This is a genomic window from Janthinobacterium sp. GL_088, from assembly GCF_057837845.1.
In genome coordinates this window covers 4071754-4088088 of record NZ_CM174453.1, presented here as the reverse complement: position 1 = coordinate 4088088, position 16335 = coordinate 4071754, and the positions used below count along the sequence as shown (strand labels likewise).

The 16335-nt window shown below is 63.1% G+C and carries 14 protein-coding genes and 1 riboswitch; of the genes, 5 read left to right on the top strand and 9 right to left on the bottom strand.

Annotation, left to right across the window (positions count from 1 at the left end; translation table 11 throughout):
• Window positions 1–7: 7 nt before the first annotated feature.
• Entirely contained in the window at window positions 8–883 is an 876-nt protein-coding gene (locus AC3IQ7_RS18405; protein WP_489206941.1) for a hypothetical protein, read from the bottom strand.
• 343 nt (window positions 884–1226) lie between these two features.
• On the opposite strand from AC3IQ7_RS18405, the gene AC3IQ7_RS18400 reads away from it, so the two are divergent.
• The 4 genes from AC3IQ7_RS18400 (at window position 1227) to AC3IQ7_RS18385 (ending at window position 6044) form a co-directional block, all read left to right on the top strand.
• Window positions 1227–2384: an ABC transporter substrate-binding protein gene (locus AC3IQ7_RS18400; RefSeq protein ID WP_046682990.1), complete on the top strand. Its 1158-nt coding sequence runs from the start codon at window positions 1227–1229 to the stop codon at window positions 2382–2384.
• Window positions 2385–2469: 85 nt separating this feature from the next.
• Window positions 2470–3360 carry a branched-chain amino acid ABC transporter permease gene (locus AC3IQ7_RS18395; RefSeq protein ID WP_099377468.1) on the top strand — a complete coding sequence of 297 codons (891 nt, stop codon included), beginning with the start codon at window positions 2470–2472 and terminating at the stop codon, window positions 3358–3360.
• 7 nt (window positions 3361–3367) lie between these two features.
• Window positions 3368–5311, top strand: coding sequence for a branched-chain amino acid ABC transporter ATP-binding protein/permease (locus tag AC3IQ7_RS18390; protein WP_322427922.1), 1944 nt, complete (start codon window positions 3368–3370; stop codon window positions 5309–5311).
• A 10-nt stretch (window positions 5312–5321) separates the two neighbouring features.
• Window positions 5322–6044, top strand: a complete 723-nt coding sequence (locus AC3IQ7_RS18385; RefSeq protein WP_035819577.1) for an ABC transporter ATP-binding protein — start codon at window positions 5322–5324, stop codon at window positions 6042–6044.
• On the opposite strand, the gene AC3IQ7_RS18380 is transcribed toward AC3IQ7_RS18385, so the two are convergent.
• From AC3IQ7_RS18380 to AC3IQ7_RS18365, 4 genes are all read right to left on the bottom strand, one after another.
• Entirely contained in the window at window positions 6023–6643 is a 621-nt protein-coding gene (locus AC3IQ7_RS18380) for a hypothetical protein (protein WP_489206940.1), read from the bottom strand. The genes AC3IQ7_RS18385 and AC3IQ7_RS18380 overlap by 22 nt on opposite strands.
• A gap of 590 nt (window positions 6644–7233) precedes the next feature.
• The gene (locus AC3IQ7_RS18375) at window positions 7234–7554 is read right to left on the bottom strand and encodes a DUF2288 domain-containing protein (RefSeq protein WP_489206939.1); all 321 of its coding nucleotides are present in this window, start codon (window positions 7552–7554) and stop codon (window positions 7234–7236) included.
• Between the two features lie 49 nt (window positions 7555–7603).
• Window positions 7604–8302: an RES family NAD+ phosphorylase gene (locus AC3IQ7_RS18370; protein ID WP_489206938.1), complete on the bottom strand. Its 699-nt coding sequence runs from the start codon at window positions 8300–8302 to the stop codon at window positions 7604–7606.
• 2 nt (window positions 8303–8304) lie between these two features.
• Complete coding sequence (locus AC3IQ7_RS18365; RefSeq protein ID WP_071076812.1) at window positions 8305–8742, bottom strand: MbcA/ParS/Xre antitoxin family protein; 438 nt, start codon at window positions 8740–8742, stop codon at window positions 8305–8307.
• 172 nt (window positions 8743–8914) lie between these two features.
• Between AC3IQ7_RS18365 and AC3IQ7_RS18360 the strand changes: the two genes are divergently transcribed.
• Window positions 8915–9883, top strand: coding sequence for an IS1595 family transposase (locus AC3IQ7_RS18360; RefSeq protein WP_489206937.1), 969 nt, complete (start codon window positions 8915–8917; stop codon window positions 9881–9883).
• A 64-nt stretch (window positions 9884–9947) separates the two neighbouring features.
• On the opposite strand, the gene AC3IQ7_RS18355 is transcribed toward AC3IQ7_RS18360, so the two are convergent.
• The 4 genes from AC3IQ7_RS18355 to AC3IQ7_RS18340 form a co-directional block, all read right to left on the bottom strand.
• Complete coding sequence (locus AC3IQ7_RS18355) at window positions 9948–12569, bottom strand: S53 family peptidase (RefSeq protein WP_489206936.1); 2622 nt, start codon at window positions 12567–12569, stop codon at window positions 9948–9950.
• Between the two features lie 83 nt (window positions 12570–12652).
• Window positions 12653–12739, bottom strand: a riboswitch (cyclic di-GMP riboswitch).
• A 274-nt stretch (window positions 12740–13013) separates the two neighbouring features.
• Entirely contained in the window at window positions 13014–13427 is a 414-nt protein-coding gene (fos, locus tag AC3IQ7_RS18350; RefSeq protein ID WP_489206935.1) for a fosfomycin resistance glutathione transferase, read from the bottom strand.
• A gap of 20 nt (window positions 13428–13447) precedes the next feature.
• Window positions 13448–15148: a single-stranded-DNA-specific exonuclease RecJ gene (recJ, locus tag AC3IQ7_RS18345; RefSeq protein WP_322426815.1), complete on the bottom strand. Its 1701-nt coding sequence runs from the start codon at window positions 15146–15148 to the stop codon at window positions 13448–13450.
• A complete protein-coding gene (locus AC3IQ7_RS18340) occupies window positions 15145–16203 on the bottom strand; it encodes a hypothetical protein (RefSeq protein ID WP_489206934.1) in 1059 nt (352 codons plus the stop codon). Before AC3IQ7_RS18340 ends, recJ begins: the two co-directional genes overlap by 4 nt.
• Between the last annotated feature and the right edge of the window lie 132 nt (window positions 16204–16335).

Sequence of the window (16335 nt, the reverse complement as noted above, 5' to 3'; positions counted from 1 at the left end):
CAGACTCCTACCAGGGGGATGGTGAATAATTTGCGGCCTGCTTTTGCAGGGTATCGACTTGCTTGGCAAATATGTCCAGTTGACGCTCCAATGCCGGGTCTTTCATGGACTTGGCGCGCAAGGTGCTGAGACTGTTCTGCAATTCGGTCATGGCGGCAATATAGGCGTCGATGACCTTGCCGCGCTCTTGCAGTTGCCGCCCGTCCAGGTCGAGCTTGGCCTTCAGATAGTTGCTGGCAACGGGTTCCCTGGCGGCGGCATTGTCGAGCGAGCGATTCAGGGAGGCTAGCGTCAGGCCCTCGTCGTGCAGATTGGCCTGGTAGTTTTGCTGCGCATATTTTTTCAGCGCATTGCTGATGATATAAATATCTTCTTCGCGCGCCAGCAGTTCGTTGATCCCCGACTGCTGTCGTTGCTGCGTGACGATCTGGCTGATCATCGTGCTCAGGCGCGTGACTTTGTCCAGTTGGCCGGCGTCGAGCACCTGCGTCATGCCATGGGACTGTTGCAGTGCGTCCAGCGAACCGCCAAGGGCGCCGATCTCATCCTTGTAGTTCGCCAGCTTGTCGTTGGCCAGCGCGGCAAGGACTTCCGCGTAGCGTTTCAATACATCGTTCAGTTCGGCTGTACCGGCCAATTGCGTCGCGTAGGCCTGGCAGCGCCGGACCAGGTCCTGTTCCGTTTCCTGCGCAAGGTAGGGGCGGTCGGTGATGATGCTGTTGCGCCGTACATTATTGGTGCAACTGTTCATGGAGTGCGTCAGCATGGGTTTGAATACTTCCGTTATCGCCACCGTCTGTCCCGCGAACTTGTCGACCGGCGTGAAGTTCTTGCAGGCGCTACTCATGCCGCCGATCAGCAGGCAGGCGCAGATGGTTGTCATGGGCTGGCGCATAGGGTCTCCATGGTAAGGATGGGGTTGCCGCCATGGCCGGTTGACCCTGGTTCTGTGACCATATCAGCATTGCATCGCCATACTTTTGACATAGATCAGACACCTGCACTGTGTCCATGTGCAGCAGCTGTGTCAATTTGCGACATATTTTCCTTACAAAAGACTGACATCGGGCCAGCAATTGTGTCTTTTCTGCATGTTGCGACGCGTCATATGTAGTTGTTGCTGGTGCATGTTTACTCACCTACAATGATTTATCGATGGGGCGGTTATCCAGCGTACGACTATAAAAATAAGTGGCATTAAAAACGTTGTATCAGAGGAGATGACAATGAATTTGAAACAGAAATTGCTCGTGGCAAGTTTGGTTTTGGGTTTCTCTCAGGCGGCGGTCGCAGCCGACCCCATCAAGATTGGCGTGTCCGGACCGTTTACGGGCGGTTCCGCGCCGATGGGCGTGTCGATGCGCGACGGCGTCAAGCTGGCCGTGGCAGAAATCAATGCCAAGGGTGGCGTGCTGGGCCGTTCCCTGCTGCTCATCGAGCGCGACGACGAAGCGAAGAATGAACGCGGCGTGCAGATCGCCCAGGAGCTGATCAACAAGGAAAAGGTCGCCGCCACTGTCGGCTACATCAACACGGGCGTGGCCCTGGCGTCGCAGCGTTTCTACCAGGAAGCGAAAATTCCCGTCATGAACAATGTGGCGACGGGTTCCATCGTCACCAAGCAATTCGCCGACCAGCCGGAAAACTACATTTTCCGCAATGCGGCCAATGACACCATCCAGTCCGGCATGATCGTGCATGAGGCGATCGAGAACCGCAAGTTCAAGAAAGTGGCGATCCTGGCCGACTCCACCAACTATGGCCAGCTGGGCCGTGAAGACCTGGAAAAGGCGCTCGACAAGAAGGGCATCAAGCCCGTCGTCGTGGAAAAATACAACATCAAGGACGTCGACATGACGGCCCAGCTGCTGAAAGCCAAGCAGGCGGGGGCGGAAGTCGTGCTGACCTACGGCATCGGCCCGGAACTGGCGCAGATCGCCAACGGCATGGAAAAACTGGGCTGGAAAGTGCCGCTGATCGGCAGCTGGACCCTGGCCATGGGCAACTTCATCGACAACGCGGGCAAGAACGGCAATGGCACGCGCATGCCGCAAACCTTCATCCAGGATGCCAGCACGCCGAAGCGCAAGGCCTTCATCGACGCCTACGTGGCCGCCTACAAACCATCGGGCGGACGCATGCCATCGGCCGTCTCGGCCGCGCAAGGCTACGATTCCATCTACCTGCTGGCCGCGGCCATCACGCAGGCTGGCGGCACGGATGGTCCGAAAGTGCGCGCCGCGCTGGAAAACCTGAACGAGAAGGTGGAAGGCGCCGTCACCACCTACAACAAGCCATTCAGCAAAACCAACCATGAGGCGATCACGGCTGACCTGACAGTCTTCGGTGAAGTCAAGGACGGCAAAGTCGTCCTCGCGAAATAAGCCTGGCAGACAGTCGCCGCGCAGTGGCCAGCCTTGAGGAATCAGGACTGGCCATTTTTTCATCTTTCGTCTTCCGGGGAATACCATGGAAATCTTCCTGCAGCTCGTCTTCAGCGGCGTCGCGCTGGGCATGATCTATGCCGTCATCGCTTTCGGCTACCAGCTGACCTTTGCCACTTCCGGCACCCTCAATTTCGGCCAGGGCGAATCCCTGATGCTGGGCGCGCTCGTGGGCCTTTCCCTGGTGGGCACCATCCACGGCGGCCCGTACATGAGCTATCTGCTGATGATCCCCATCGTCATCGTCTTCGGCGCCTTGCAGGGCGTGTTCGTCGAATGGATAGGCGTGCGGCCCGCCATCAAGATCAAGTCCGAATTCGGCTGGATCATGTCGACCATCGCGCTGGCCATCATTTTCAAGAACGTGGCGGAAAACATCTGGGGCAAGGATGACCTGATGTTCCCGTCGCCGCTGTCGGCCGCGCCGTTCCAGGTGTTCGGCGCCAATGTGCAGCAGATGCAGGTGGCCGTCATCGTCGGCGCGCTGGCCATCATGCTGGCCGTCGAAGTGTTCAACCGCAAATCGATCTACGGCAAGGCCGTCGTGGCGACAGCCAACGACCGCGACGCGGCCGGTTTGATGGGCATCAACACGGGCATGGTCATCACGTTTTCCTACGCGCTGTCGTCGGCCACGGCCGCCTTTGCCGGCGTGCTGGTGGCGCCGCTGACACTGACGGGGGCTACCATGGGCGCCTCGCTGGGCTTGAAAGCGTTTGCCGTGGCCATCATCGGCGGCCTGACGTCGGGCGTGGGCGCCATCGTCGGCGGCCTGATCCTGGGCATCGCCGAGACCACCACCGGCTACTACATCTCCACCGGCTACAAGGAAGTGCCAGGCCTGCTGCTGCTGCTGCTGGTGCTGGCCGTCAAGCCGTCCGGCCTGTTCGGCAAAGCCGCGATCAAGAAAGTCTGAGGACGACATGAACAAGAAAATCACCATGCTGGCATTGAGCGCGGCGGGCCTGGCCGTGCTCGCGCTGTTCCCCATCGTCATCCCGAATCCATACTATATTCACCTGGCCGAGACCATCCTGATCTACGCCATCCTGCTGTTCGGCCTCGATATCGTCGTCGGCTACACGGGACAGGTGTCGCTGGGCCATGCGGGCCTGTTCGGCATCGGCTCGTACGCCACGGGCGTGCTGGTGTTCAAGCTGGGCGCGCCGTTCTGGCTGGCCATCCCCGCCAGTATCCTGGGCGCGGCCGTGTTTGGCGCCATCCTGGCCTTGCCGGCCCTGCGCGTGACGGGGCCCTACCTGGCCATGGTGACCCTGGCCTTCGGCACCATCGTGCAAATCCTGATCAATGAAATGAGCTTCCTGACGGAGGGGCCGATGGGCATCAAGATCCACAAGCCCGTGCTGTTCGGCCACAAACTGACGGAAGTGGAGTACTACTACATGGTCGCCGCGCTGCTGGTGATCTCGCTGGTGGTGGTGCACCGCATCCTGAAATCGAACCTGGGCCGCGCGTTCGAAGCCTTGCGCGACAGCCCCATCGCCTCGGACTGCATGGGCGTGTCCGTGTACCGCTATAAAGTCTACGCCTTCGTCATCAGCGCCGGTTTCGCGGGCCTGGCCGGCAGTCTGTATGCGTATTCGGAAGAATACATCTCGCCCAATACCTACAACTTCGAGCTGACCATCCTGTTCCTGCTGGCCGTCATCATGGGCGGACGCAAGACGCGTTCGGGCGCGCTGATCGGTGCCATGATCGTCGTCATGCTGCCCAGCCTCTTGTCGGACATCGAATTGTTCCGCAAGATCGCCGTGGCTGCCGCCGTGCTGGGCGTGATCGGCTCCGCCTTCATGCTGGCGAAGAAACGCTCCACCGTGCGCGGCGTGCTCGTGCCCCTGGTGGCCACCATCGGCCTGGCCGCGTATTCGTACAAGCTGGAAAACATGGTCGACTGGCGTCTGACCATCTTCGGCCTGATGACCTTATTTGTCGTGTACTACCTGCAGGACGGCATCGTCGGCTTTTTGATGAGCTTTATCGGCAAGGGCCGGCGCCATGTGGAAGCCGTCGCTTCGCACGGCGTGGCGCCATTCGACCACGCCCAGGGCGGGCAGCAGGGCGCGACCCTGCTGCGCGTGGAGCAGGCCCTGATGCAGTTCGGCGGCCTGAAAGCGCTGAACCAGGTGGACTTGAACGTCACCCAAGGCTCCGTGCACGGCTTGATCGGGCCGAACGGCTCGGGCAAGAGCACGATGATGAACGTGCTGACGGGGATCTACAAGCCGACGGCGGGCAAGGTGGAATTTGCCGGCGCCGTGATTTCCGGCCGCACGCCGTCCGAGATCGCGCTGGGCGGCGTGGCGCGCACCTTCCAGAACGTGCAGCTGTTCGGCGAGATGACGGCAACGGAAAACGTGCTGGTGGGCTTGCACAACACCTTCAAGTCGAATGTGCTGGACGTGATGCTGCACACGCCCCGCTACAAGCGCGAAGAGGCTGCCGCGCGCGAGCGGGCCGCCAGCATCCTCGAATTCGTCGGCCTGGCGGACCTGGCCAACGAAGAGGCGCGCAATCTGCCGTATGGCAAGCAGCGGCTGCTGGAAATCGGCCGCGCGCTGGGCCTCAACCCGCGCCTGCTGCTGCTCGATGAACCGGCCGCAGGCCTGACGGCGCCCGACATCAAGGAGCTGATGGCCATCATCCGCAAGATCCGCGAACATGGCATCACCATCATCCTGATCGAGCACCACATGGATGTGGTGATGGCCCTGTCGGACGTGGTGACGGTGCTGGACTTCGGCCAGAAGATCGCCGAAGGCGCACCCGCGCTTGTCCAGAGCGACCCGAAAGTGATCGAAGCCTACCTGGGCGGCAGCGCCGAAACCCTGGCGCCAGCGGCGCACTGAGAGGAAAACCATGCTGACCATTAGCAATCTGCACGCCGCCTACGGCAAAGTCGAAGTCTTGCACGGCATTTCGCTCGACGTCCCGAAGGGCAAGCTGGTGACCCTGATCGGCTCGAACGGGGCCGGCAAGACCACCACCATGCGCGCCATTTCCGGCATGCTGAAACCCAAATCCGGCACCGTCACCCTGGGTGGCAAGGATGTCACGGGCCTCGATTCGCACCGCATCGCCCGCGCCGGCCTGGCCCATTCGCCGGAAGGCCGGAGGGTGTTCGCCTCGATGTCGGTGACGGACAACCTGCTGCTGGGCGCCTTCCCCCGCTTTACCCGGGCGCGCCCGAAAGGCGACATCAAGGGCGACCTGGACAAGGCCCTGGAGCTGTTCCCCCGCCTGAAGGAGCGGCGCGACCAGCTGGCCGGAACGCTCTCGGGCGGCGAGCAGCAAATGCTGGCCATGGCCCGCGCCGTGATGCTGAACCCGGAAGTGATCCTGCTGGACGAACCGTCGATGGGCCTGGCGCCTATCCTGGTGGAAGAAGTCTTCCGCATCATCACGCGATTGAAGGCCGAAGGCGTGACCATGCTGCTGGTCGAGCAATTCGCCGCCGCCGCCCTGAACGTGGCCGATTACGGCTATGTGCTGGAAAACGGCAGCATTTCCGTGCACGGTCCGGCGGAAAGCCTGAAAAACGATCCCAAGGTGATTGCGGCCTACCTGGGTGGCGGGCACTGAGCAAACATCTCTTCGAACCGCGCATCGCGTGCATGCAGCAGCAGCACGCAATGCATGGACGGGGAGGGTTCAAAAAACAGGCTGTAGCCGTCGCCGAAAATGCCGGGACCTGCCACCGTGTGGGTCCAGCGTACGGTGGCGGCGGCCTTGGTGATGCGCGTATAGGTAACCGTCCTGCGGTCGGCGTCGGTATCGTCGATATCATACTGCGCCTCGAACGGCGCCAGTGTGCGCGCGCTTTTCAGCTGTTGGGTGGTTAGGCGCCGCGCCAAGGTGCGCCAAAGCCATTCCCACGGCCGCTGCTGCCAGCTGATCACGCGCGGCACCAGCACCAGCAACGCAAAAATCAGGCCGAAAAAAACCAGGCAAACGAGGTCCAGCCGAACGCCGTGCACCAGCAGGCCGCCGCGCATGGCAAAAGCCAGTGCCGTCACCAGGCCGATCACGCTGCTCCACACCATCACGGCGTGGATCCGGGGCGCACGCGCGAACGCCTGCTGCATCTGCCGTTCGCTGGCCTGCAATCGCTGCTCGACGCCGCCGCGCACCCGGTTCGCCAGCAGCCTGGCGTGAAAGGCCGCTTCCAGTTCGGGCGCCATGCGTTCCAGGGCGTCCGCAGTGATGAGCGTGCGCAGTCGTAGAGTAGGGGTATCGGGCTTGTTTTGCATGCGAAGTTAGTTGGCTATTAGTGAATGGCTGCCATGTTAACCGATAGACATCGCCTTTGCGCACACCGTCCGCCGCAGGCGGGAATATACAGGTTGAAATAAGCAAGCTGGCTTTGGCTTGTCAAATCCTCTACACTGCGCGCTCCCTCACGTGGTGTAGAGCAGCTCTTATACGCAGCAACTTCAGGTATCGCCCCCTTGTTTATTGCTGCTCTCCGGCGTGGCCTGTGCCGATGATGGCGCGCTGCAAAAAGTCGAAGTGCCCGCCCCCAGTGGCAATCCCGGCTGCGCCCGGAACTGGCGTGGGGACTCGATGAAGCCTAAACATTATTTCGGCAAGAGCGGCGTGGCCAGCGTTTCGGCGTTCGCGCGTCGCATCAGCGATGCCACCATGCGGTAGCTGACTCTACAAAAACGTTGTCTGGATCACCAGTCCGTTCAACAACGGCGTGATCCAAGTGTGCGGTAGATAGCATGACGGCGACGCCGGGCAGCCTGTCGCTGCCGCACGGTCTGTAGAGTCAGTGCCTGGTGGGTTTTTCCTGCTGCACCAGAATGAACGGGCTGACGACGGCGGCCCACAGGGACGCGTCGGCGGCTTGCCAGTCCAGCGCCTGCTGGTCCGACACCTTTGCCAGCTGGCCATCGGCCATCCATTGCGCGATGCTGGCCTTGTCGTCGTGCGAGATGCGCACAGCCACTTCGACCAGGTCCAGCGTATTGGCGACCCAGACGACGTTGCCCTGGGCGAAGTGCTTTTCCAGCTCGCTCCAGGCCAGGCGGGCCGTTTCGCTGTTGACTTTGAGGCGCAGTTCGGTGTCTTTTTCGGGATTGGTTTGCATACGAGATCAGGTTGCGGTGAATCGGGTGCCGTTGCGCGCTTGCGTAGGCTTACAGGGCTTCCACGTGCGGCGTCGGCGTACCCCGCCATGTTAACCGATAGGCGGCGCCTTTGCGAACATTGCCCACGAGGGCAGGGCGGAAGCAGGCCAGGTTGGTGCCGCCCGCCAGCCGGGTGCTGGGGAAGATGATGCCCATGGAGCCGGCTTCGAGCAGGATGGCGGCCAGGTCTTGCGAGGCGATGTAGCTGGCCGGGTCCAGGCAAGCCTGGTAGCGCTCCTGGCCGCGCAAGTCGTGGAAACTGGCGGAAAAATCGGCCAGCAGCGACTGGTAATTGACGCTGTCGTCGAAATAGCCGATTTCCTGGTATTCCACGGTTTTATGGAAAATGATCTCGGCCAGCGCCGTTTTCATGTCGAAGGCGCAGTACCAGGCGCCCCGTTCGCCATCGTTGAAACGCGCCCCTTCCGGGCGGGCATACGTGTAGGCGGCGTTGATGATGCGAAAGTGCGGCACGCCAAAAACCAGCTCGTCCACGCCAATTTCTGGCGCGCCGCCATACTCGGCCACCAGGCGCGCATTCGTCGCGTTATCGAGTTCGAACAGCTCGCGCAGGTGCGCGTCGTCCTCGGCCAGGGGCGCCAGCACGGAATCTTCCATGTCGGCGAAGCGCGAGGGAATCAGGCGGCACGTGTCGATCTGGCGCAAGGCGGCCAGCGGCGGCAGGTGTTCATTCGGGACGGCAGGCACGATCACAGCCCTCCGCGGCGCGCGTCGAGCAGCTTGCGCACCGTCTGCATGGCCAGCAAGCCGCCGGCCAGCATCTGCGACAGGGGCGTGCGGCCGCCGAAGATGGGGTTCTTGTTGGGCAAACTGACCCATTCGTCGGCCAGCTTGTCGCCATACAGGATGTGCAAGGCTTTATAAATGCCCAGCAAATAGGAAATGCGCGTGATGCGGTCCACTTCCAGCACGCGGTCCGGGTGCTTCTTCCACTCGTACCAGGCGCTGCTGGACAGGCCGCCCAGCAATTCGCGCGCATCGTCGTCGCGCAGTTTCCAGGCGGCGGCCAGCTTGAAAAACCCCTTCAGGGCCGCCTGCGACAATCGCTCGCGCTCGGCTTTGGCGTTCAGGTCGACGAGCACGGCCGGCTCGAAGCGGCTTTTGGGGTAGGCGTAAGCGAGATTCATGATATGTCCTTCGATAAAACTCTGTTTAAGGACTATTTATACTCCTTTTCAGGATTCGTTGCAACGGCCGCGCGCATGCAAAAGGCTCTGTCATCGGTAAGTAGGGGAAATGCCGGAATCTTCCTGTGACCGTGCTGTCTGACTCTGCATACCCACCCTGCAGGATCAGATCATGCGGCCAGCCGAATGGATCACCTTGATTGCGCAGTTTGCTCAGCTGAGCCAACGCCAGCGGCAGGCAGGCATTGCCCTGTTGCGTGGCAGCTCTCCACAAGACGCGACCGTCGCGCTGCTAGAAAGTGTGGCCCAACCGCGATTGGCCTGTCCCGCTTGCCATTCAGACCAATTGCACCGGCATGGCCATGCGCACGGTTTGCAGCGCTACCGCTGCATGTCCTGCGGCCGCACCTTCAATGCCTTGACTGGCACGCCGCTGGCCCGCTTGCGCCACAAGGCGCTGTGGCTCGACTACGCCGATTGCCTTCTGGCATCTGATTCCGTGCGCAAGGCGGCGTTACAGCTGGGCATACACCGTAACACTACGTTCCGCTGGCGCCACCGGTTTTTGTCGTTGGCAAAGACGGACAGACCGCATGGTCTGCACGGCATTGCCGAAGCCGACGAGTTATATCTGCTGGAATCGGAAAAGGGATCCAGAAACATGACGCGTCCGGCGCGCCGCCGGGGCGGCCATGCCCACAAGCGCGGCATTTCCAATGAACAGGTCTGCATCCTGGTGGCACGCGACCGCACGGGGCAGACGCTCGATTTTGTCACGGGAAAAGGGGCGTTGACGAAAGCGCAGCTGCATCATTGCTTGTTACCCGTTATCGATAAGGACGTGCTGCTGGTGACCGATGGCCATGCCGCCTACCGGGCCTTTGCGAGGGAAGCGGGCATCAGCCACCAGGCCGTCAACTTGCGCGCCGGCATCCGCGTGCAGGGCGCCGCCCATGTGCAGAACGTCAATGCCTATCACAGCCGTTTGCGGCAATGGCTGGGTCCGTTTCATGGCGTGGCGACGCGCTACCTGCCGAACTACCTGGGATGGCGCTGGATACTCGACGCCAGGCGTATCCGCTCACCGGAAACGTTATTGAAAGCAACGCTGGGCGCATTCCCACATTTGACGGTGACATAGCCATGCAAAACGGGGCGCGCCAGGACGGAAGTCCCGGAGCGCCCCGTTGGCGGGCCGCGTTCGTTTATCTTGCCGTGACGGTGATCGGCACGCTCAGTTGCGCCGTCAAGCCGTTATTGTCCAGCGCCACGACCTTCAGCGTGTAGCTGCCCGTCACCGGCAGGGGCCAGCGGGCCGTTATGGTCATGCCGCTCATGGAAAACTGCATGCCCAGCGGCGCGCCGGTGATCGAGATCCACAGCGCGTTCGCGCCCGGCGCCGTCAGCACGATGCTGCCGCTCATGGCCTTGCCCGCCACGCCCGTCATGGCGGCGGCGCTGATCGTGGGGCCGGTGGCGGCGATTTTTACCGTCGCCAGGGCCTGACCCGTCAAGCCCGTCTTGCTGTCTTTGGCGATGACAGTCACGCTGTAGCTGCCCAGCACGGGACTGGCCCAGCTGACGACGCCGGCGGCATTGATGCTCATGCCGGACGGCGCTCCCGACAGGCTGTAGCTGACGGGGTTGGGCGCCACCGTCGTGGCCGTGAACGACAGGGCCACGCCCGGCTTGCCGCTGACGCTGGCGACTGTCACCACGGGTGGCAGCGGGGCGGCGATGGCCACCGTATAGATGCCTTTGCCGCTCAGGCCAGTCTTGCTGTCCTTGGCCGTGACGGTGACGGCATAGGTGCCGGCCACGGGCGCGGCCCAGCTCACCAGCCCGGCGCTGCTGATGCTCATGCCGGCCGGTGCGCCGGCGAGCGTGTAGCTGACGGGATTGGGGGCGGAGACGCTGACATTGAACGCCAGCGCCGTGCCAACCTTGCCCGTGATGGCGCCGGTGCCGACGACGGGCGGCGCAACGGGGGTAATGACGATGGCGTACACGCCCTGGCCGCTGAGGCCGCTGACGCTATCCCTGACCACCATGGTCACGGCATACGTGCCCGCAATGGGGGCGGCCCAGCTGACCACGCCCGTGGCGGCGATGTTCATGCCGGCCGGCGCGCCCAGCATGGTGTAGCTGAGGGGATTGGCGGCGCTGGCCGAGACGGTGAACGACAGCGGCTTGCCGGCTGCGCCGCTGATGCTGGCTGGCGCCACCACGGGGGCGGTCGGTGCGATCTGCGTGCCAGACAGGCTGGTCAGCAGGCTTTTCACGTTGGGCGTGCCCAGGCCGCCCAGCGGGTCGTAGCCGACCCTGGCCGTGCACACGCCGCAGGTACCGTTGCTGCCGCGCGTGATGTCGGCAAAGCTGCTGGCGAAGGTGCCGGGCACGCTGGCGATCTGGCCGTACAGCATGCTGTGCGCCAGGCCGAGCGCCGTCTTCGCCTGCAGCGCGCGGCTGGCGTTGGCGATGGCGATCAGGCCGGCCCATTGCGGCGTGGACAGGCTGGTGCCGCCGATGCTGAGCCAGCTGGCGGTGCTGCTGCCCGGTGTCATCACGGCCGTGTACTGGCCCGTGGCGGGATCGGCATTGAAGGCCACGTCGGCCACGTTGCGGCGCAGCAAGTTGGCCAGGCCGGGCACGCTGGCTGTCTGGTAGCTGGGCAATGCCGTATAGGCGCTGATGCCGCCACCCGTGCCGGACCAGGCGGTTTCGCTGCGCACGCCGCTGCCGCTGTAGCTGAGCGTGGTGCCGCCCACGGCCAGCACGTTGGACGATACGGAAGGCCAGGACACGCCGCTGCCCGAGTCGCCGGTGGCGGCCAGGTAGCTCATGTTCTTGCCCGTGAAGGCGCTGTCGACGGAAGCCGTCCAGTTGCCTTCGGCAGCGCCAAAGCTCATCGACACGACGCCAGGTCCCATCAGGTTGGCCAGGCGCACGGCGCCCAGCAGGCTGTTGATGGACGCGTCGGGCGCCTCGATCAGCACGATGCGCGCCAGCGGCGCCGTGGCATGCGCCCACTGCACGTCGAGCGCGATTTCCATGGCCCAGCCCGAGTTATAGGCGGGCGCCGTGGCCGTCATGCTGCTCGATGGCGTGTTGTAGACAACGGAAAATTCACAGCCGCTGGCCGGGGCGGGCGGCAGCGGCAGGGTGGCATTCGTGGCGATGGCCTTGGTGGTGCAGCCTGGCAAACCGAATTTCTGGTTGAAGATGGCCAGTTCGGCCGCCGCGTTCGGGTTGTGCATGGCATCGACGATGTAGATCGTCTGCCCCGCGCCCAGCTGTGCCGCCTGGGCTGGCGTCAGTGCCGTCCCCGCCGCCGGCAGGGCGGGCAGGTCATAGGCGGCACGGATTTGCGCGGGAGAATAGGTCGCCACCACGCTGCTGCCGGCCATCGGCGCGGCGATGTCGCTCGCGCCGCCGCCATCGAGCAATGGCGCGATGTCTTGCACGGCCTGTTCCGCGACGGCGATTTTTTGCGCCGTCAGGCGGCGCGTGGTCATTTCCCTCATGGCGCCGGGCACGTTTTGCAAGTGCGGCCGCCAGTGGGCCGAGCCGCTGCTGTTGGCGCTGTCGCGCCCGTCAGGCGCATCGAGCAGGGCCGGGGCCGCATGGAACATCGGTTGCACCACCAGCGCGCCGACGGCGGCGGGGATGACGGGAACCTCGACAGTGAACTGTGTCGCCGCCGTGGCGATGGCGGCAGGTGGCGTCGAGGTCTCCTGGCCGGGGCCGCACGCGGCCAGCAGGAGGGCGGCAGAAGCACCGAGCAGCAGGCGCCCGTGACGGGGATGCGGGGGAATGCATTTTTTCATGGCGAAATTCTCCGAGTTGGGCGAGGGCCACATCTCGACAATGCATCCAGGCTGGCGCCGCGCGCTGGCGGTCCCGGCCCTGCATTGGCAGCCCCGCTGCCATGGCGCTTGCGCGCGGTAGGCCGGTGGCTTTGCGTCCCCGCCTTTCGACGGGTTTGCCCTCAAAACTGATCATGCATCATTGGGAATTTCCTGATGCGTCATCAATTCTAGTGAATTTGCCAAATAAGTGTTAACTATTTTCAATCAATATTTTTATTTATGCAATAAAATGTGGCAAATTTACCTATTGATGAATGGAATCTTGTCAGCTTGATTAAGTCTTAAAAGCAAGGTTATCAGGGGTGTATCGATGCATGACAGTGTTTTTTCACAATCACGGTGCTTGTCTTTCTGAGGAATAATGAATTTAACGAATTTATTGAATATGCGATGTGCCCAGCTTCAATCCTCGAACACCATGCCTTGATACGGCGCTGCGCGGCAGGCGGCCAGCCGCTGCGCAAGACTGCCCGCATGGGCTTCCAGCTGGTGGCCGTCCGGATCGAGAAAATACAGGGAATCGCCAGCGCTGCGGTTTTGCTGCCATTCGGGCACGCCGGCGGCGCGCAGGCGGGCGGCAAAGACAGGAAAGTCTTGCTGGGAAATGGAAAACGCGTAATGCGTGTAGGCGGGGCTGGCCAGCGCAGCCGCGTCTTGCCCGTCCAGCGACAGGCACAGCCACAAGTCCCCTGCCGACAGATACGCCCCCCTTTCCCAGCGCGCATGCAGGCGCAGGCCCAGCATGTCGCGGTAAAAGGCGACGCTGCGCGCCAGGTCGCGCACGGACAGGGTGAGGTGATTCAGACCGGTCAGCATGGTGCTGCTTTCAGGTGTCACTACACAGGTTCGGCGTGCTCCACCATCAGCTGAACTTTCGTGGTGCCATTGTATTCATTCGCATCAAGCCGGAACGCCACCCGCGTGCGTTCGCCCAAGGCGTCCGTATGTCCGAACCAGATGGCATCGAAGCGCACGCCGTTCTTTTCCAGCAGCAGTTTCAAGTGGCGTTCTTTTAAGATGCGCTGGCTGACGACGCGGAATTCATCGCAGAAGACGGGCGGGGCGAAGCCCTGGCCCCACACCTGGCCATCCATCAGCTCGATGAAGGCCGTCGTGTAATACGCGTCTTCCAGCGGGCCGTCCGTTTCCACGACCCGTTCCAGCTGTTGCTGGCTGAGCCAGGCCTGGCCCACGGCTTCGAAGGCCTTGGAAAACGCGTCGAAGGCGTCGGCGCGGATGGTCAAGCCCGCCGCCATGGCGTGGCCGCCGAACTTGTCGATCAGGCTAGGCGCCCGTTTTGACACGAGGTCGAGCGCGTCGCGCAAGTGGAAGCCGGGGATCGAGCGGCCCGAACCCTTGATCCAGCCATCGGCGCCGGGCGCGAACGTGATGGTCGGGCGGTAGAATTTTTCCTTCAGGCGCGAGGCCACGATGCCGATCACGCCCTGGTGCCACGACTCATCGAAGACGCTGATGGTGCTGCTGTTGGCCGGCTCGAAGTCATCGAGGTGCAGCAGGGCCGTATCCTGCATTTCCGCTTCGATTTCGCGGCGCTTCAGATTGATGTCGTTCAGTTGCTGCGCCAGCGCCCAGGCGCGGCCTTCGTCGTCCGTGACCAGGCATTCGATGCCCAGTGACATGTCTTGCAGGCGGCCGGCCGCATTCAGGCGCGGTCCCAGGGCAAAGCCCAGGTCGAACGGCGTGGCGCTGCGCGCTTCGCGGCCCGCCACGCGGAACAGGGCTGCCACGCCCGCGTGCATATTGCCCTTGCGCATGCGTTTGAGGCCTTGGGCGACGAGGATGCGGTTATTCGTATCGAGGCGTACCACGTCGGCCACCGTGCCCAGCGCTACCAGGTCGAGCAGATTGTCGAGCTTGGGTTGCGTTTGCGCATCAAAGATGCCACGCCGGCGCATTTCCGCGCGCAGGGCCAGCAAGACGTAGAACACCACGCCCACGCCTGCCAGATGTTTACTGGGAAAACCGCAGGCCGGCTGGTTCGGGTTGACGATGACGGCCGCGTCGGGCAGGGTGTCGGCCGGCAAATGGTGGTCGGTGACAACGACCTGGATGCCGCGCCGGTTCGCTTCGGCCACGCCGTCGATGCTGGCGATGCCATTGTCGACGGTGATGATGATGTCGGGCGACTTTTCGCGGGCCGTCAGTTCGACGATTTCCGGCGTCAGGCCGTAGCCGTATTCAAAACGGTTGGGCACGATGAAATCGACGTCGGCGCCCATGGCGCGCAAGCCGCGTATGGCGACGGCGCAGGCGGTGGCGCCGTCGCAATCGTAGTCGGCCACGATGACCATGCGTTTCTTGGCCGCAATCGCGTCGGCCAGGAAAACGCCGGCCGCGCCAATGTGCAGCAAGCCGGACGGCGGTATCAAGTCCTTCGCTTCAATCGAAAGTTCTTTCGCGTCGGACAGGCCGCGCGACGCGTACAGCCGGGCCAGCACGGGATGGATGCCGCCCTGGCGCAGCAATTCGGATTCGCGGTAAGGGCAGGGACGGGTGGCGATGCGGGTACGGGTCATGATGCTTTCAACTTGTTCAAGGTAATCGCGCGCCAGAATTTGCGCTGCGCATGCTTGCTGGTGGTGCAGTCCAGCCAGGCGTCGCGGTGGCTCAGCACCAGGCGCAGCTGGCCCAGGCGGCCATCTTTTACGGCCGCCAGCAGGGGCGCGAACCAGTCCGCTTCCAGTGCCTGTAACTGCTGCAGCCACATGCCCCATTCCTGAGCCTGCGCGGCTTCGGTCAAGCCGCCCAGCACGACGATCGCATCCTGTTCGCTTGCCAGCACACTGTTTGGACTGGCGTCGCGCCGCGCCGGTTCCGCCAGCGCGGCCAGCCAGCCCGGTGCGTCCTTGGTATGCAGACTGGCCGCGCAGCGCGCCGGTGCAGATTCCGCCGTGGCCAGGCTGGCGCCCCAGATCCAGAAGGAATTGATGGCTTTCAAGCCCCGCTCTTCGCGCGCCGCATTGACGGGATGTTCGTGCCACAGCATCTGCACTTCGTTTTGCAGGCGGCGCGCGGCGCGCGCGTGCTCGCCTTCCGGCATCCACACGGACAGGTCTTGCGTGGTGGCGGCGTCCGGCGTGGCGCACTGCAAGTCGCTCCAGCCATCGGCGCGCATGAACCAGGTGCCCGCGTCGCCATACGACAGGGGCTGGCCGATTTCGTCGAAATACGGGTGAGCCGTGTCGAACAAGGTGCGGCCATCGGACTCGCTCAGCTTGAGCTGGCGCAAGTCTTCCAGGCTGATATGGCTGCGGGCGATGGCCAGGTGGGCCGGATGCAGCAGGAAGTAGCGCGCGCCCGGTTCCGGCACGAGGCCGTAGCCGCGCATGGCCTGGGCCGCAAAGGCCGCCTGCGCCGCCTCGCCGTTGGGCGCGGGCGACAGGGTCAAGGCATGCGCCAGCCACGCTTCGTGCGGCAGCAGGCGGTTGGCGTTGTCAAAAGTTTCTAAATTGCAATTGGAGGTGCGCGACAGCAGGGCCGCCAGCGCGGGCGCCTGCAAGACCTTGAGCAGGTCGGCAGCCAGTTCGGCATTGGGCAAGGCGAAGGGCAGGACGAGGGTAAGTTGATTCATCCCGAGATTGTAGGCGATTGTGGCGCTGGGGGAGTAGTCCCCGTGGTTTTCCCCTTGGCCGCGCGTGCAGCAAAAATGGCGCCACGGTGATGTGTTTCGCGCATGAAATACCATTTGTGTGGCACACTGCGC